The sequence below is a fragment of the Sporosarcina sp. NPDC096371 genome (genome assembly GCF_044762865.1).
In the GTDB taxonomy this organism is placed as follows: Bacteria; Bacillota; Bacilli; order Bacillales_A; family Planococcaceae; genus Sporosarcina.
The window spans coordinates 323,030-339,139 of sequence record NZ_JBIWFE010000005.1 but is presented as its reverse complement, the minus strand read 5'-3'; the positions used below and the strand labels follow the sequence as shown (position 1 = coordinate 339,139).

Sequence of the window (16,110 nt, the reverse complement as noted above, 5' to 3'; positions counted from 1 at the left end):
TTTTTGGTCAGAGTGTAACTTCTTTTGGTTCCTCACCTTTTTTATTCATCACACGAATTGCATCGGGTGAAATTTTCAAAATGACAAGGTCTGGATCCTCAGGACCGCTAAACCACGATTTCATATGCTTATTCCACACCTTTTCTTTGATGCTATCATCGTCAGAAATGGTGACTATACCTTCTATTTCAAGATATTCGTCACCCATCCCTTTTCCTTCATATCCAATTAGGATATGTGTATACGGATTCGACTCAAGTTCATCCACCTTTTGAGTTTGTTTTGATGTTGCGGTGTACAGCGTAAATTCATCATTAAAAAACGTCATGTACCGTGTATGGGGCTTGTTCTGTTGAACGGTTGCCATCGTTCCGACAGGGCTTTCTTTTAAGATTTTCAGCGCTTCTTTTTTCGAATCCATCAGGATCTACTCCTTTTTTAGACTTGTTGTAGTTTACCTCTCTCAGCAAGGAGTTATACATTCTTCACATCAATGGCAATAACTTAATGAGGAGTGGAATTATGCTCGTAACAAAACAAGGATTTCGTAATGCTATTTTATCTGGTATGATTTCAGGTTTATTCTTAGCTGCATTGTTGAAAATTGTTGAGCAAAATACGCATTTAAAAGTTTACACGCTATTATTAAACGTCGATTATATCCCTTACATCAATCAGTTCGTTTTTCCAGAACTTGTTGAAGTGAGTTTTCATCTTTTAGTTTCAATTGTATTAGCTTTCGGTTTATATTCGCTGGTCATTTATAAGCAGATTTTATCTCGAAAGAAAATTATTGCTTTATGTACGTTTTTTTGTTTCTTCATTGGAGTAGCATTATTCCCTACCACTACATTTTCTGATAGGACCCCCAGCTTTTCGAGTCTCCCTTCCTTATCATATTGGATGGTGGGACACATAACTTATGGGTATATAATAGGTGAATTAATTGCTCAAGATTTATCAGAAAAGTAGCTATACAGATTCCCTACAAGCCATTTATATTATCCTGATAAATAGTAATAATGGATAACTTGGTATTTCTAATGATTTAACTCAAAAAAAAAAAAGAGTTCGAGGTGTTGCCATCTCAAACTCTTTTTTCACTATAATCTCAGCACCTCAATTTTGAGGATGCTGTTTTTTTTGTGCCTCGCGGCGCTCGCGCAAAATACGTTCTTCGAGTTCTTTCGTTTCTAGTTCCTGTTTCTTCGAATGACGTTTGATCCACCTGAAGGTCAGTACCATAAGAATTCCAAAAAACAAAAACGAAAAGGCCGCTGAGACGTATTCTGATTTATCTTCCGGAAAGTAAAGGAACGGCATTAATAGGACGTCCACTTGTTACACTTCCTTACTGTTGTAATTTCACATGACGAGAATTATTTTTGAAGAATTTCAATCGATTCGATAGAAACGTCTTCAACAGGCTTATCTTGAGGTCCTTTTTTCACTGCAGCAATTTTGTTAACTACGTCCATGCCTTCAATCACTTGTCCAAATACTGTATGCTTTTGGTCAAGATGTGGTGTGCCGCCCATTTCTTCGTAAGCTTTAGCGATTTCCGCCGGCCATCCACCATCTTCCATTTGCTTAGCAGTTCCAGGTGCTTGTGATGCTTGAACGATGAAGAACTGGCTACCATTCGTTCCAGGACCAGCGTTTGCCATAGAAAGTGCACCATTTAGATTGAATAGGTCCATTGTGAACTCATCTTCAAATGTTTTACCGTAAATGCTTTCTCCACCCATTCCTGTACCAGTTGGGTCTCCACCTTGAATCATGAAATCTTTAATAACGCGGTGGAAAATGATGCCATCGTAATAGCCATTTTCAGCGTGCGTCAAAAAGTTTTCGACTGTTTTTGGAGCTTGTTCAGGGAAAAGCTTGATTTTAATTGGTCCAAGTGTCGTGTTCATGACAACGAGCGCCTCGTTTGCTGCTACTTCTTTTGATAATTGTGGATACATAGTTGTTTCCTCCTCTTGTTCTTTCTCACTTTTTTCTTCGGTCGGTGCTTGCCCAGCTTTGTCAACTGGTTCTTCCTTCTCTTGAACTTTGTCCGTGTCCGTACCGCAGGCGGTTAGCAGGATCAAAGCAAAGATTGTTAGTAGAGAGAAAAAATACTTTTTCATTTCACATTCACCCCGAATCATTTTACCATATCTAAACAACTATTTCGACGATTAAGCACGAAACTTCCTTCGTCACTCGAACTGTTTTATACTACAAGTAGAGCACGATACAGAAAGCGGGTTTTCACATGGACGTGCAAAAACGAAATTTCATCATCATTTTGATTTCCAACTTCCTTGTCGCCGGCACCATGACAATGATTATGCCTTTCCTCTCTCTTTATATTGAAACCTTCGGTGACCATTCCGATGCCTACGTTCAAAAATGGTCTGGCCTTATTTTTGGTGCGTCATTTGTGACGGCTTTCATTATGTCGCCTATTTGGGGACGGGTCGCTGACAAATATGGCTTTAAACCCATCTTACTCATTAATGGCTTCGGGATTGCTACTTCTGTCTTTCTGATGGGCTTTGTCGATTCGGTTGAAGCATTTTTCCTATTGCGACTTCTCAATGGGGTCGTCACAGGGTTCATCCCGACCTCACTTGCTTTTATCTCCTCTCAGACGGCGAAAGAAGATGCGGGTAAAATGCTAGGTACTTTACAGATGGGGAGCGTAACAGGTACATTATTCGGTCCGGTTTTAGGCGGATTACTTGCGGATACTTTCGGATTTCAATATACCTTTGTGATTACCTCAATCTCCATTATAGTTGCTGCCATTATCGTCCTATTCGGCCTCCAAGAGCAGAAACGCGCAAAAAATGCGCGAGCTAACCGTTATTCACGAAAAGCGATATTGAGCGGGCTCCTCCACCACCGTCTGATGTTGAATGTTATGGTGGTCACCGCCCTCATTCAGATTGGGAACTTTAGCATCCAGCCACTGTTGTCACTCTACGTGGCAGAACTATCAGACGCCAAAGACGTGGCACTTCTAGCAGGCATCACCTTTAGTGCGGCTGGGCTAGGTAATCTGTTGTTCGCTCGCCACTGGGGGAAACTCGGGGATGATATCGGCTACGAAAAGGTGTTATCGATTCTACTGCTGTTATCCTTTGTATTCATCATCCCACAAGCGTTTGTTACGGAGTTATGGCAACTGATCATTTGTCGACTACTATTTGGGATTGCAATCGGTGGAATGATTCCAATCACAACTGCACTTGTCCGACGAGAAGCACCGATTGATATCCAAGGAGAAGTGATGGGCTACAACACAAGCTTCCGCTTTCTTGGGAATATCATCGGTCCTATGTTTGGGGGGATCCTTAGTGGATTCCTCGGTATCTCGGCAGTCTTCATCGTGACAGGGGCATTGTTTTTGGTGGGTTTTGCATTCTTGTACTATGCGAAAAGAAAACCTGTTCAAGACTTCGAAGATTTTCTAGCGATGCAAGAACAAAAAACGCATACGTGAAAAAATGGCACACTTCCTTAACTGGGGTGTGCTATATTTTTGTTAATACAAGACTTTTAAATGGAGGCTCCGGAGTTTTGAAACAAGCTATTGGTATAGTTATCATTCTTTTATTCATCCCTATCCTAATGATCATCCAAAAGGCGATTGCCGCCGAGTTAACTACGGCTGATTCGTTAAACGAGCAAATGAGCAATTCTATTGAACTATCGGCTCCACCCATCAACTTCACCGTAGTGATGACTGATCATAACGGAGTCATTTTTGCAGAGGAGTATGTAGAGTGGCGAGAACCCCTTCGACTTGCCTCCATCCCGCTATTCGCACGTCAACTCTTTCTTGAAAGTGAAGATACGGGATTTTTTGAGCACCGTGGTTATGATATCGCAGCAATCGTTCGAGCATTCGCTGTCAATAGCGCAACAGATGATCTGCAACAAGGTGCATCAACCATTACCCAACAAGTCGTGCGCATGCGGTTGTTATCGACCGAAAAGACGTATGAGCGTAAGGTAACGGAACTTTTTTATGCGGCGGAGCTCGAGAAGCAATCGACGAAGGACGAAATTTTAGAAATGTACTTGAATGAAATGTATTTCGGTCATCAAGTCTACGGAATCGGCGCAGCTGCGACCTATTACTTCAGCAAACCCCTTCAGGAGTTGAATGAAGCGCAACTGGCATTTCTCGCAGCCATTCCAAACAATCCTTCGTTATATGATCCATTAGTGCGTTTCAATCAAACGAAAAAGAGACAAGAGCGTCTACTAGCCATCCTTGCAAGGAATAGCGTGATCACCACAATAGAAGCCGAAACCTATAGCAATATACCTATTACATTACAGCTGAAAAAGAAAGAAAATAATTTTCCAGCTTACAGTACATATGTCCTTTCTGAACTGTCGGAGCTGATTGCCGAATCGGAGGGTCTAACAGATAAAACGCAAATCCAGCTACGGACAGCCGAAGTGTTGGCAACAGGCCCCATCATTGAAACAGCGCTTGATCCACACAAACAACGGCAGGACGAGCGTGCCCTTTCCACCTTGTTACAACCCAAGGAACTACAAGCAGGGGCAGCTGTCATCGACAATGATACACGGGAAATCATCAGCTTATTTGCCGGGAAAAACTATAAAAAAGCCGATTTCCACCGCGCATTTCAAGCGGTTCGTCAACCAGGTTCTGCCATTAAACCGATCTTGGTCTATGCCCCCTTCTTTGAAAGCGGGTCATATACGGATAATTCCCCCATCAATAGCCGCAATATTTGTATCGGTACATACTGCCCTACAAATGTCGGGGGCTCCGTGTACGGGACAACTACAGTGAAAGAAGCATTTCGGCACAGCCATAATACTGCTGCTGTCCGTTTACTTCAATCCGTTGGAATTGACAAGGCGTTCGAATTTATTGAACCGTTCCAGTTCAAATCCGTTACGCAGCAGGATCGAAACTATACGGCTGCACTCGGAGGATTCGCTAAAGGGATGACGCCACTTGAACTCGCGGGGGCCTATTCTAGCTTCATCGACGGTCGCTATAGCCCCGTTCATGCAATCCGTACTGTGAAGGATAAAGAAGGAAATCTTCTATATAAATGGGATGATAAAAAAATCGACATCTGGTCGCCCGCCACGGTGAACACAATGCGTGACTTACTAGCAGATGTCGTTAGAAATGGTACGGGACGCGGCATCCCGTATACGACTGCCTATACAGGCGCCAAAACGGGCACAACGGATAACTATAAAGATTTATGGGTAGGTGGATTGAATGACACCTACACGACAGCCGTCTGGGTTGGCTACGATAAGCCGCAGTCTATGCAACGTTTGAGTGAACAAAAAATCCATCTACAACTTTTTTCCGCATTGCTCCAGGACTAGCCTTCTAATGGAAGGTTAGTCTTTTTTAATTCAAAAAAGGTAAACTCGCTAGCACACCATTATAAAGCTTAAGCAAAATGTAGAGAATCGTGGAGATAAGTACACTCCAAATAGTCATTTCAAAAACAATCAATCCCACTGTCCTGCCAATCGTCATGTAATTACTTAACTTATACACGACATACACGAAATAAACGAAGGTGGTCAGTAAGAAAATAGCGGCCAATATGTAAACCGAATGGATGCCGCCAACCGATATAAGCGAACCGAAAAAATAAATCACATTGCCGCCTTTTGCCTCGCTATACGATTCTCCCTCTACATCTTTTGAAAAGAACAACATAGCCGTTTCATGAATGGTCCCGGCAATTAATTTCAACGCCGAAAAAACCATAAAGAACAGTAGCGTAAAGATCACTAGCAAGAATAGCCGGAGCTGCATGTCTGTTAAAAATTCCCGCATCCCCGCATACAAACCAACTTCTTTAAATAGATCTACCGAGACACCTACCGAATAAACACCAAACGTCAAACTGAATAGCACAATTGTAACAAATGGCAAATAACCAAATATGTATGGATTCTTCATCGGACACCTCAAAAATAATATAATTTCACACGTCTGTTGATTAAGCATTTTCTTGAATAGAATACTAGTAAGATAAGCTTGAAAACCTTCATTTTCACTGGACCATTTCCGGTCCGCTTTCGGCGAATTAATCACGACAAATTTACTGAGGGGCGGGGTGTGGCTAGAAATGACTTCGTCATTTCTAGCCACACTTTTTTCGGTTATCCTGTTGTGATTAATTTCCTGTCGCGTCCCTTCAATATTCAAATGAAAAATGCATCTGCTTTGAAAGAAAAGAATAGATGACCTTCTAAAGAGATTGTAAGTGCCCGAAAATGCAATTCCGGGCACTCGAGCACTTTGTACAATGCGTTTCTTGCTTACTTTTAGCAAAGATTATGCATCTCATCAAAGGAGGAATGCACTACAATTCCTCCACCTGTGATGCCTTATAGAAAGTAGCGCTTCCTTAAAATAAAAGAAGAAAAAAACCATAGAGAAAGCATCGGCCGACAAAATTTCATCTTTGGCGGCTCCTCTCCAGCTAAGAAGCATGTAATTCTTTCGTCACAAAAAGCTTCTTCACTTCGTGTATCTGCGCTTTTGGAGTGCGACGGATGAAAGACCACCATACGATTACCGAAAAGAATGTGTAGGGATGCGACAAAGTCGCATCCCTACACATTCAGACATCCCGGTTATCGTATAGAAGTCATTCAAACCAAAGCAATCCGAACATATTATACACGTAGCGCTTGATGTATAATATGTTTGGTTGATTTTGGGTAATCAACAAACGTGATAATTTCATAACTCCTATACTATAGGAAACACACCAATACTAGCAACAAAGTCGCGGTGTATCCCACTTTTTTCAATTTTACAATTCTCTTGAGCTATGTTATAGTGACTTCAGTTAAATAATTGAACGTACTTGGAGGAGTCTGTCACCAAGGGGTATCTATGCCCTTTTGTGTTAGACTTTTTTTGTGTGTTTAACATTAGGGTCCAGGTACTCACACTAGGAAGGGGTACTTAGCACCTCAAAAAAAGGAGGATTTTCTTGGAATTTGTACTATTAATTTTTCTACCGATTGTAGCTGCCCTTTTCGTTCCACTTCTTTTTAAACGTTTAAAAGGCATACATACCGGATGGTTCGTATTGTTGGTCCCACTGTCGCTATTCATTTTCTATATAGGATTCCTGACAACGACAATGGATGGCGGACACGCCGTATCGGAACTTCAATGGATTCCATCCCTTGATATTTTGTTCGTTTCCTATATTGACGGACTGAGCCTGTTGTTTACATTACTAATCACAGGCATTGGTGCACTAGTTGTTCTATACTCCATCTTTTATCTCGATAAAGATCGGGAGAAGCTTGGCAACTTCTATGTCTATCTACTGTTATTCATGAGCGCCATGTTAGGCGTTGTTCAGTCGGATAATGTGATTACCCTCTATTTATTTTGGGAATTAACATCTATCTCCTCATTCCTACTGATTGGCTATTGGAATACGCGTGATCGTTCGCGCTTTGGTGCCTTGAAGTCAATGATGATTACAGTGTTTGGTGGTTTAATGATGCTTGGAGGATTCGTACTGCTCGGCATCATGGGCGAAACGTTTTCCATCCGCGAACTCATCGCCAATGCTTCAACTTTTGTAGGACATGAATTCTTTACCCTTGCACTCGTTCTTGTGTTGCTTGGTGCATTTACAAAGTCTGCGCAGTTCCCATTCTACATTTGGTTGCCAGATGCAATGGAAGCGCCTACACCTGTCAGTGCCTATCTCCACTCTGCCACAATGGTGAAAGCTGGACTGTATCTTGTTGCACGTTTCACACCTATTTTCGCCGTTTCTGAAGTATGGATCTGGCTCGTTACAGGCATCGGATTACTGACCCTGTTCTGGGGATCGTTCTTCGCTGTCAAACAAACTGATTTGAAAGCGATTCTAGCCTTCTCAACCGTCAGTCAACTTGGGCTGATTATGTCGCTACTCGGCGCAGGTGCAGTCGCCTATCATACGGATGACGCGATTTTTAAATTTGCAGCATTCGCAGCGATTTTCCATCTCATTAACCATGCGACCTTTAAAGGTAGTTTGTTCATGATTGCTGGAATTGTCGATCATGAAACGGGTACGAGGGATATCCGTAAACTCGGCGGCTTGATGAGCATTATGCCTATCAGCTTTACCGTGGCGTTCATCGGCTCAATGTCGATGGCAGGATTGCCGCCCTTCAACGGCTTCCTGAGTAAGGAAATGTTCCTAGAATCCATGCTGGCCCTTCGTCATTTTGAGTTATTTAACTTTGATACATGGGGAATCATCTTCCCAGTTGTTGCTTGGATCGCGAGTGTCTTCACATTCGTTTATAGCTTTTACTTTGTATTCAAAACGTTTGCAGGACAACGGAAAAGTCAATCGCTTCCGAAAACGCCGCATGAAGCACCAATCGGGATGCTCATATCCCCAGTTATTTTGGCTACACTCGTTGTCGGGATTTTCTTCATCCCCAACCTCATTGGGAAATGGTTAGTCAAGCCGGCCGTTATTGCGGTTCAACCCGGTCTGTACAATCACCCATCTGAAGTAGATGTTCATGTTGCCGCATGGCACGGCTTTGATTCGCCAGCATTATGGATGACGATTGCCATTGTCGGCGTCGGCGCCATCCTGTATGTAACGATGTCGAAGTGGCAGAAACTGTACGACATTCAGCCACAGTATGTATCGTTGAATGCTTTGTATGATTCAGCCATGCTGTTCGGTGAAGGTGGGATGAACCGTCTATCACGTTTCTATATGACGGGGCTAATCCGGACCTATTTGCTGTATATGTTCGCCTTTATCATTGCGATCACGACGGCAGCACTATTCATCAAAGATGCCTTCGTTGTCGATATGGATAGTTTTTCACCTGTAAGTGTTTATGGTATTTTGGTAGCGATTATTCTTGTCATTGCTACGGTCATGATTCTGCTAGCGAAGACTCGTTTGGCAGCTATTATCGCACTCGGTGCAGTTGGTTATTCGGTCGCCTTGTTCTTTGTCATTTTCAAAGCACCCGACTTAGCACTTACTCAACTTGTTATCGAGACAATATCTGTCGCTTTGTTCCTGTTGGCGTTTAAGCATTTGCCTGCTTTGAAAAGCCATGGCGAAACCAAACCTAACAAATTGATGAATCTACTCATTTCGGCTGGTGTCGGTATAACTGTCATGCTTGTCGCGTTGTCGGCACACTCACAAAAACTGATTCCATCCATCTCACAATATTACAAAGATACGGTTGCGACTGAAGCGGGTGGCGGTAATATCGTCAACGTGATTCTTGTGGATTATCGTGGCTTTGATACATTGTTTGAAATTGCTGTACTAGCAGTCGCAGGGTTCGGTGTACTCGCGATGATTCGACTGCGCCTATCAAGAAAGGAGGATAAGGATGAAAACAAATGATGTCATTTTACAGACGACAACCAAACTCGTATTTTTCATCATCTTCCTTTTTTCCATCCATATTTTCTTTGCTGGACACTATACACCTGGTGGCGGCTTCGTCGGAGGCTTGCTAACAACCGGCGCGATTGTCCTGCTGTTGCTTGCTTTTGATTTGAAAACGGTACAAAAAGCATTGCCGTTCAACTTTACGATTGTAACTGGCATCGGGTTGTTACTCGCTCTTGGAACAGCTGCTGGTTCGATTCTGTTCAATGTACCGTTCTTTACACATGCTTTCGATTACTTCACGTTGCCTTTATTCGGAAAAACTTCCTTGCATACGGCTATGATTTTCGATGCAGGTGTCTACCTTGTCGTTGTAGGCGCGGCGATTACGATGATTCAGTCGATTGGAGGAGATGACGAATGGAACTGATTATGATTGTGGTCATCGGCATTTTGTTCATGGCGGCTACTTATTTAATACTATCCAGGAGTATTCTGAAAATCATTTTGGGGACTGGTTTACTTAGTCATGGTGCCCATTTGTTAATCCTGACGATGGGTGGTCTTGGCGGTCTTGCTCCACCGGTACTTACAGATGGTGTAACCGATTTTGCAGACCCATTGCCGCAAGCCCTTATTTTGACGGCCATTGTCATCAGCTTCGGTGTAACAGCTTTCATCCTTGTGTTAGCTTATCGGACGTATGCTGAACATCAAACAGACAATATGAATCTGATGAGAGGAAATGACGAACATGATTAATCTACCTTTATTTCCCATCATTTTACCATTCCTATTCGCGATACTTCTTCTGTTCTTCAAGGACAATATTCGCGTGCAACGTTCATTGACATGCATTGGTCTTGTGATCAGCTTAGTTGCCGCATTGTTCCTTGTGGCGAAGGTGAAAGCGGATGGGATTCAAGCCCTGACGCTCGGCAGTTGGCCAGCGCCATTCGGCATTTCCATGGTTTCTGATATGTTTTCAGCGTTGCTGGTGACGACAACGCTTTTACTGACACTTTGCGTGGTCATCTACAGCTTTACAGCTATTGGGAAAGAGCGAGAACGTTTCTTTTACTATCCAGCTATTTTGTTCATGGTAACTGGCGTCAATGGTGCCTTTACGACAGGCGATATTTTCAATATGTTCGTCTTCTTCGAAGTGTTACTCATCGCCTCGTACGTGTTAATCGTCCTTGGCGGGGAGAAAAGACAGCTTCGCGAATCAATGAAATATATACTTGTGAATGTCATTTCATCGGCACTGTTTGTCATTACAGTCGCGTTCCTTTACTCCGTTATCGGGACATTAAACATGGCCGATATTTCAGTGAAGATTGCACAAATTGGACAACCCGGTATCATTACAGTGATTGCCATTCTCATGCTCATCGTATTTGGAGTAAAAGGGTCTATCTTTCCACTGTATTTCTGGTTGCCAGGATCGTACGCAGCCCCTCCGATACCGGTGCTTGCCTTATTCGGAGCGTTGCTAACAAAAGTTGGCGTCTATGCCATCATGAGAACGTACACGTTGTTTTTCGTCCATGATATCGGATTTACACATGAAATCTTGTATGTATTATCCATCTTGACGATTATAGCGGGTTGTATTGGGGCACTTGCCTATTTCGATCTAAAACAAATTATTATCTACAACATCGTCATCGCTGTTGGCGTCATTCTATTTGGCGCAGCACAGATGAACGAATCTGGCTTATCAGGTGCGGTTTTCTATCTCATTCATGACATGTTAATCAAGGGAGCTCTGTTCCTACTTATCGGGATAATCATTTACGTCACGGGTACATCCAACTTACGTAAAATGGGTGGGCTTATGAAAACACACGCCCCACTTGGATGGATTTATTTAATCGCTGCGTTTGGACTAGCGGGTATTCCGCCGTTAAGTGGTTTCATTGGAAAGCTGCTGATTGTAAAAGGGGCGTTCGAGGCGGACCATGTCTGGGGGAGTATCATCCTTCTCCTATCGAGCCTGATTGTCTTGTTATCTGTCATTCGAATTTTCATCTATGCATTTTGGGGAGAACCCGTTGCACTACCCAAAACGGAACGTCGTCCATACCGACGCATGATGATTCCAGCCGTCGTGTTGGTCGTCCTATCGGTATTTTACGGTGTGGGTACTGAATGGCTCATGCCATATATGACGGATGCCGCGAACGTATTACTACAACCGTCCATCTATATTGATGCGGTGTTAAAGGAGTAGATTGCGATGGCTTTCCAACTATTATTGAACGTTTTCATCGCCTTTGTCTGGATGTTCATGAGTACTTCCATGACAGCCTCGACATTCATCATTGGCTACTTGATTGGTCTTCTTTTAATCTTTATGATGAGACGATTTTTCAAAGAAAGACTATACATTTGGCGACTATGGGCCACGGTTAAATTAACACTACTGTTCTTCAAAGAGCTGACATTATCGAATATTTCCGTGCTACGCGTTGTGTTACGACCGAAGATGGATATTCAACCTATGATTTTTGCGCTACCGACCGATCTTGAGCACGACTGGGAGATTACATTATTATCAAGTCTCATTACATTGACACCCGGAACAATCGTGTTAAACGTCTCTGATGATCAACGCACACTCTACATTCATGCAATTGATGTTGACGACGTAGACGAAGCAATTGATTCCATTAAAAATACATTCGAAAAAGCGATTAAGGAGGTGAGTCGTCCATGACAACGTTCATATGGATCTGTCTCATTCTAGTCATCCTATCGATGGGCGGCTTACTATACCGTGTCTTCTGCGGTCCTTCTACACCAGATCGCCTGATTGCACTTGATGCGATTGGTGTCATGCTTATTTCAGCTATTGCCTTGTTGTCGATTTTATTCGATACTGGATTTTTCTTCGAAGTCATCTTGCTAATTGCGATCATGTCATTCATCGGGACTGTATCGTTCTCCAAATTCATTGAGAAAGGAGAGATCATCGAACGTGACCGTAATCGCTAATATACTCATCATTTCAACGATTGTTGTCGGTATCATTTTCACCATCGTAACAGTCATCGGCATCTTGCGTTTACCCGACGTTTATACGCGGGCACATGCGGCTTCCAAAAGTGCGACGTTAGGTGTACTCAGTATTTTGTTAGGTGTATTTTTTCACTTTTGGTTGAAGGAAGGCAACTTTAGCATCCAGCTCATTTTAGCCATCGCCTTCCTGTTCATCACTTCTCCAATTGGTGGACATCTCATGGGGCGGGCAGCCTATCTATCCGGTGTCAAACCTACCAAACTCACTGTTGGGGATGATCTCGCAGAAGTTGTAAAAAAAGCAAAGAACAATCAAAAAGAACATTAAAAAACACGCATGGCAGCCGGATATCCGACTGTCATGCGTATTTTTATGGATCAAAGTAATCTATTACGCCTCGGCGTAATTACATCCAAATTTTGAATTGCGCTTAAGGCCTACAGGGAGGAGAATTGATTTGTATCCTTCTTTGTAGGTCATGCAGTGGGGAAGGTTTGAACTGCATCCTTCCTTGTTGCGACAGGACGTCGCAATCTTAGACTGCCTTCCTTAACTCCCTTCAAAATTTGTGACATCCGCCGGAGGCATTAACTTGACTCAGCAGGGAATTTGAAAACCCTCTGTATTAAATTGCAGACTTGGATTCATCCCGCCACCTATAGAAGTGAGGGACTTCTGCTGATGCAAGTTAATAAAACGGTCCGCAATTCCAACATGGCGGATAGCCATACGGAGGATACGGCGGATACGGAGGATAGCCACCATATCCTCCACCAAAACCACCACCATAACCACCACCTGGGAACAGTGCCGATCCTAAAAGACCACCAGCAAGGCCACCAAGAAACGGCGCGCCGAAGCCATCAAACCCACCAAAAAATCCGCGGCCACCATCAAATCCGCGGCCAAATCCACGACCACCATCGAATCCGCGGCCAAATCCACCTCGACCACCATCAAAACCTCTAGGCATAATCATCCCCCCTTTCCACTTATCCTATTCATACAAAAGGATAAGTCAGGAGACAATTGCCTATCAGCCCTCTAGTTCAGAATCTGCCAGCCGTTCAACAAACGTCGCCAATGTTCGTACCATTACGCCCGTCGCCCCTTTTGGTCCTAGATCATGCGCAGCAGCCGCGTCTGACGTCCCTGCGATGTCTAGATGGATCCATGGTGTATCGCCCGCAAATTCCCCTACAAAGCCTCCACCGAAGATCATGTGTCCATCGCGGCCAGGTGAATTATTCAGGTCAGCTACATCACTTTTACGAATTCTTTTCTTATCGTTTTCCGTTAATGGCAATCTCCATACGAATTCACCTGTCTCCATAGATGCTTCCATGAATTCTTCGAAGAACCCTTCATCATTCGTCAAAGCACCCGTCTTATCATTGCCAAGTGCAACAATAACACCACCTGTTAGCGTTGCTACGTCGATCAGGTAATCTGCTCCGGATTGCTTCGCATACGTCACGGCATCCGCCAATACAAGACGTCCCTCCGCGTCAGTGTTAAGCACTTCGATTGTCTTGCCACTTAATGATGTAATGACATCATCTGGCTTAAAGGCATCCCCTGAAACCATATTATCCGTAGAACCAATCACCGCGATGACATTTTTCTGTGGACGTAACTCACCAATGATGGTCATGGCACCAAGAACCGCAGCCGCACCACCCATATCACCTTTCATCCCCACCATACCTTCACGAGGTTTCAATGAATAGCCGCCTGTATCATACGTGACGCCTTTTCCGACTAGGCCGATAACATCTTCCCATTGTTCTGTCGCAGCATATTTTAAAACAATGAGTTTCGGCTCTTCAACAGATCCTTGATTGACCGCAAGGATGGCACCCATGCCGAGCTCTTCCATTTCTTTTTTACCGAGTACTTCAATGTCAAAATCATATTTCTCCGCAAGTTCACGCGCATACTCAGCCATTTTAGTTGCCGTTAATAGATTGGGTGGCATATTGACTAAATTACGCGCTTCATTGACCGCATAGGCATATACTTTCCCGACTTCACATGCCGCTTTCAATTCATCCGCATCTGATGCAGATAAGAAAGTTAGTGCTTCCAAAGAAACATCACGCTCATTTGAATCGGTGCGATATCCCGCAAACTTATACATGCCAAGCCCGATACCTTCCGATGCTGCAAACACAACATCTTCACAAGTTAGGTCATCATTTGTAAAAGGAGCCGTCCAAATCGCAACAGATGCCGCTTTCGCACTGGCAAGTTCTTTACCGATTGCCGCGAATGCTTGGCGTAAGGAATCTCCTGTCAACGCCTTCTGTGAACCGAGACCGACAAAGAATACACGCTTATAGCCACGCTCTTCTATAGCTGGCATTGTAACGATTTTATACAAAGCCGTTTTAATATCTCCCAATTTAAGCCATTCTGGTAGACGTGGACTAAAAGAACTGACAAATCCAGCCCAGCCTTCAATATTTTCCGCATGTTCCGGGACACCAATGACAAGGACATCTGCTTCTACTTTATTAAAGTCTGGTTCTACAATGATTGTTTTCATTTAACTGGCCTCCAATTTTTTCATACAGCCTCTATTATATACCAAATTTTCAGCCGTTTGTATGAATTCATTCAGAATCCGAACCATTTTGTTTTCGCAACAAAGCTTTGTGGTATACTAACTGTATTATCTAACAAGTTCAATTTTCAAAGGAGTGGACAACGATGGCTATATTCCAAAACATTCCGCTCCTCGCGGCATTATTCGGTATTGTCTTTGCACAATTTGTGAAGATCCCCATCTATTTTCTTCTAAGTGGCAAACTCGATTGGAAGCTCATGACATCAACAGGCGGGATGCCGAGCTCTCATTCGGCGGCAGTTACGGCTTTGACTACCGCCATCGCTTATGAAGCTGGACTCGGTTCACCACTTTTCGCCGTTTCTGCCATTTTTGCTGTTATCGTCATGTTCGATGCAACGGGAATCCGCTACCAAGCGGGACAACAAGCTCTTATCATTAACCAAATGCGATTGGATTTTCAAACGTTCGTCCAAGAAGCTAAAGGCTGGCAGCAAAAAGATGGTCAACAAAAAATACAGGAGCTAAAAACATTGCTTGGCCACAAACCGAGCGAAGTATTTGCAGGTGCCGTTACCGGTATCCTAATTTCCGTAATCATCTATAATTTTATCGTGTAAAAAAAACGGTGTATCCAAGCATTTCCGCTTGAATACACCGTTTTTGTTAGATTTAAGTTAGAACATCTGATAACCTTGTTTTCTCAAAATCTTCATAACGAATCCTGAAATGATTGCGCCTACAAGACCACTTGCTAAAATAATGATATCCGCTGTATGAAGTGCCGTCAATTTTTCTCCAAGAAGTTGGAATGCGTATTTCGGCTTTGTGAAGTATTCATATACTTTCACTTCATCAATAATAAGCACGACGACGATTGGATAAATGATAGCCATCAACCATGTCATTCGAAGAAGCATATTTAATAGGAATCCGATACCAAAAAACATGACTATGAAAATTAGTACGGATAAGACGACGTGCGTCAATGAAATGGTTCCCAAAGTAATAACCTCCGTTTTCCTTTCATTATTTTACATGAATAAGAGAAAGCTTTCAACAAATCACAACCTGTTTGCTAATTTGTCGCAATTTAACTATAT

The 16,110-nt window shown here is 43.1% G+C and carries 18 protein-coding genes; 11 read left to right on the top strand and 7 right to left on the bottom strand.

The window, feature by feature from the left end; all coding sequences use genetic code 11:
* Positions 1–7: 7 nt before the first annotated feature.
* Entirely contained in the window at positions 8–421 is a 414-nt protein-coding gene (locus ACIQ0H_RS15475) for a pyridoxamine 5'-phosphate oxidase family protein (protein WP_403416457.1), read from the bottom strand.
* Between the two features lie 101 nt (positions 422–522).
* Here ACIQ0H_RS15475 and ACIQ0H_RS15470 point away from each other — a divergent pair, with 101 nt between their 5' ends.
* Positions 523–972, top strand: a complete 450-nt coding sequence (locus tag ACIQ0H_RS15470; protein ID WP_403416454.1) for a hypothetical protein — start codon at positions 523–525, stop codon at positions 970–972.
* A 147-nt stretch (positions 973–1,119) separates the two neighbouring features.
* Here ACIQ0H_RS15470 and ACIQ0H_RS15465 read toward each other — a convergent pair whose 3' ends face one another.
* Positions 1,120–1,323, bottom strand: coding sequence for a hypothetical protein (locus ACIQ0H_RS15465; RefSeq protein WP_403416580.1), 204 nt, complete (start codon positions 1,321–1,323; stop codon positions 1,120–1,122).
* 56 nt (positions 1,324–1,379) lie between these two features.
* Positions 1,380–2,132 carry a peptidylprolyl isomerase gene (locus ACIQ0H_RS15460; RefSeq protein ID WP_403416452.1) on the bottom strand — a complete coding sequence of 251 codons (753 nt, stop codon included), beginning with the start codon at positions 2,130–2,132 and terminating at the stop codon, positions 1,380–1,382.
* Positions 2,133–2,260: 128 nt separating this feature from the next.
* On the opposite strand from ACIQ0H_RS15460, the gene ACIQ0H_RS15455 reads away from it, so the two are divergent.
* Positions 2,261–3,493, top strand: a complete 1,233-nt coding sequence (locus ACIQ0H_RS15455; protein WP_403416449.1) for an MFS transporter — start codon at positions 2,261–2,263, stop codon at positions 3,491–3,493.
* 128 nt (positions 3,494–3,621) lie between these two features.
* The gene (locus ACIQ0H_RS15450; RefSeq protein ID WP_403416447.1) at positions 3,622–5,382 is read left to right on the top strand and encodes a transglycosylase domain-containing protein; all 1,761 of its coding nucleotides are present in this window, start codon (positions 3,622–3,624) and stop codon (positions 5,380–5,382) included.
* A 25-nt stretch (positions 5,383–5,407) separates the two neighbouring features.
* On the opposite strand, the gene ACIQ0H_RS15445 is transcribed toward ACIQ0H_RS15450, so the two are convergent.
* The gene (locus ACIQ0H_RS15445) at positions 5,408–5,971 is read right to left on the bottom strand and encodes a YufK family protein (RefSeq protein ID WP_403416445.1); all 564 of its coding nucleotides are present in this window, start codon (positions 5,969–5,971) and stop codon (positions 5,408–5,410) included.
* A gap of 1,045 nt (positions 5,972–7,016) precedes the next feature.
* Between ACIQ0H_RS15445 and ACIQ0H_RS15440 the strand changes: the two genes are divergently transcribed.
* Genes ACIQ0H_RS15440 through mnhG form a run of 7 tightly spaced genes read left to right on the top strand, consistent with a single transcriptional unit; the run spans position 7,017 to position 12,765 of the window.
* Positions 7,017–9,425, top strand: coding sequence for a Na+/H+ antiporter subunit A (locus ACIQ0H_RS15440; RefSeq protein ID WP_403416443.1), 2,409 nt, complete (start codon positions 7,017–7,019; stop codon positions 9,423–9,425).
* Positions 9,412–9,843, top strand: a complete 432-nt coding sequence (locus ACIQ0H_RS15435; RefSeq protein WP_403416442.1) for a Na(+)/H(+) antiporter subunit B — start codon at positions 9,412–9,414, stop codon at positions 9,841–9,843. Before ACIQ0H_RS15440 ends, ACIQ0H_RS15435 begins: the two co-directional genes overlap by 14 nt.
* Positions 9,834–10,175, top strand: a complete 342-nt coding sequence (locus ACIQ0H_RS15430; RefSeq protein ID WP_403416439.1) for a Na(+)/H(+) antiporter subunit C — start codon at positions 9,834–9,836, stop codon at positions 10,173–10,175. The genes ACIQ0H_RS15435 and ACIQ0H_RS15430 overlap by 10 nt, the downstream gene beginning before the upstream one ends.
* Positions 10,168–11,649, top strand: coding sequence for a Na+/H+ antiporter subunit D (locus ACIQ0H_RS15425; protein ID WP_403416436.1), 1,482 nt, complete (start codon positions 10,168–10,170; stop codon positions 11,647–11,649). The genes ACIQ0H_RS15430 and ACIQ0H_RS15425 overlap by 8 nt, the downstream gene beginning before the upstream one ends.
* Positions 11,650–11,655: 6 nt before the next feature.
* Positions 11,656–12,135: a Na+/H+ antiporter subunit E gene (locus ACIQ0H_RS15420; RefSeq protein ID WP_403416434.1), complete on the top strand. Its 480-nt coding sequence runs from the start codon at positions 11,656–11,658 to the stop codon at positions 12,133–12,135.
* Positions 12,132–12,413: a Na(+)/H(+) antiporter subunit F1 gene (locus ACIQ0H_RS15415; protein WP_403416431.1), complete on the top strand. Its 282-nt coding sequence runs from the start codon at positions 12,132–12,134 to the stop codon at positions 12,411–12,413. Before ACIQ0H_RS15420 ends, ACIQ0H_RS15415 begins: the two co-directional genes overlap by 4 nt.
* Positions 12,397–12,765, top strand: coding sequence for a monovalent cation/H(+) antiporter subunit G (gene mnhG / locus ACIQ0H_RS15410; protein WP_403416428.1), 369 nt, complete (start codon positions 12,397–12,399; stop codon positions 12,763–12,765). The genes ACIQ0H_RS15415 and mnhG overlap by 17 nt, the downstream gene beginning before the upstream one ends.
* A gap of 361 nt (positions 12,766–13,126) precedes the next feature.
* Here the strand turns inward: mnhG and ACIQ0H_RS15405 are convergent, their stop codons facing one another.
* Together ACIQ0H_RS15405 and ACIQ0H_RS15400 are read right to left on the bottom strand one after the other, a co-directional pair.
* A complete protein-coding gene (locus ACIQ0H_RS15405) occupies positions 13,127–13,411 on the bottom strand; it encodes a hypothetical protein (protein WP_403416426.1) in 285 nt (94 codons plus the stop codon).
* 63 nt (positions 13,412–13,474) lie between these two features.
* Positions 13,475–14,986: a leucyl aminopeptidase gene (locus ACIQ0H_RS15400; protein ID WP_403416424.1), complete on the bottom strand. Its 1,512-nt coding sequence runs from the start codon at positions 14,984–14,986 to the stop codon at positions 13,475–13,477.
* A gap of 164 nt (positions 14,987–15,150) precedes the next feature.
* On the opposite strand from ACIQ0H_RS15400, the gene ACIQ0H_RS15395 reads away from it, so the two are divergent.
* Positions 15,151–15,627 carry a divergent PAP2 family protein gene (locus tag ACIQ0H_RS15395; RefSeq protein WP_403416421.1) on the top strand — a complete coding sequence of 159 codons (477 nt, stop codon included), beginning with the start codon at positions 15,151–15,153 and terminating at the stop codon, positions 15,625–15,627.
* Positions 15,628–15,684: 57 nt separating this feature from the next.
* Here the strand turns inward: ACIQ0H_RS15395 and ACIQ0H_RS15390 are convergent, their stop codons facing one another.
* Positions 15,685–16,011 carry a YuiB family protein gene (locus ACIQ0H_RS15390; protein ID WP_403416419.1) on the bottom strand — a complete coding sequence of 109 codons (327 nt, stop codon included), beginning with the start codon at positions 16,009–16,011 and terminating at the stop codon, positions 15,685–15,687.
* Positions 16,012–16,110: the final 99 nt, after the last annotated feature.

What these genes read in the sequence shown, in the direction of transcription:
- ACIQ0H_RS15460 (WP_403416452.1), bottom strand. Translation starts at nt 2,132, where the DNA reads ATGAAAAAGTATTTTTTCTCTCTACTAACAATCTTTGCTTTGATCCTG.
- ACIQ0H_RS15465 (WP_403416580.1), bottom strand. Translation starts at nt 1,323, where the DNA reads ATGCCGTTCCTTTACTTTCCGGAAGATAAATCAGAATACGTCTCAGCG.
- ACIQ0H_RS15430 (WP_403416439.1), top strand. Translation starts at nt 9,834, where the DNA reads ATGGAACTGATTATGATTGTGGTCATCGGCATTTTGTTCATGGCGGCT.
- ACIQ0H_RS15405 (WP_403416426.1), bottom strand. Translation starts at nt 13,411, where the DNA reads ATGCCTAGAGGTTTTGATGGTGGTCGAGGTGGATTTGGCCGCGGATTC.
- ACIQ0H_RS15475 (WP_403416457.1), bottom strand. Translation starts at nt 421, where the DNA reads ATGGATTCGAAAAAAGAAGCGCTGAAAATCTTAAAAGAAAGCCCTGTC.
- ACIQ0H_RS15400 (WP_403416424.1), bottom strand. Translation starts at nt 14,986, where the DNA reads ATGAAAACAATCATTGTAGAACCAGACTTTAATAAAGTAGAAGCAGAT.
- ACIQ0H_RS15470 (WP_403416454.1), top strand. Translation starts at nt 523, where the DNA reads ATGCTCGTAACAAAACAAGGATTTCGTAATGCTATTTTATCTGGTATG.
- ACIQ0H_RS15395 (WP_403416421.1), top strand. Translation starts at nt 15,151, where the DNA reads ATGGCTATATTCCAAAACATTCCGCTCCTCGCGGCATTATTCGGTATT.
- ACIQ0H_RS15420 (WP_403416434.1), top strand. Translation starts at nt 11,656, where the DNA reads ATGGCTTTCCAACTATTATTGAACGTTTTCATCGCCTTTGTCTGGATG.
- ACIQ0H_RS15455 (WP_403416449.1), top strand. Translation starts at nt 2,261, where the DNA reads ATGGACGTGCAAAAACGAAATTTCATCATCATTTTGATTTCCAACTTC.
- ACIQ0H_RS15435 (WP_403416442.1), top strand. Translation starts at nt 9,412, where the DNA reads ATGAAAACAAATGATGTCATTTTACAGACGACAACCAAACTCGTATTT.
- ACIQ0H_RS15445 (WP_403416445.1), bottom strand. Translation starts at nt 5,971, where the DNA reads ATGAAGAATCCATACATATTTGGTTATTTGCCATTTGTTACAATTGTG.
- ACIQ0H_RS15450 (WP_403416447.1), top strand. Translation starts at nt 3,622, where the DNA reads ATGATCATCCAAAAGGCGATTGCCGCCGAGTTAACTACGGCTGATTCG.
- ACIQ0H_RS15415 (WP_403416431.1), top strand. Translation starts at nt 12,132, where the DNA reads ATGACAACGTTCATATGGATCTGTCTCATTCTAGTCATCCTATCGATG.
- ACIQ0H_RS15425 (WP_403416436.1), top strand. Translation starts at nt 10,168, where the DNA reads ATGATTAATCTACCTTTATTTCCCATCATTTTACCATTCCTATTCGCG.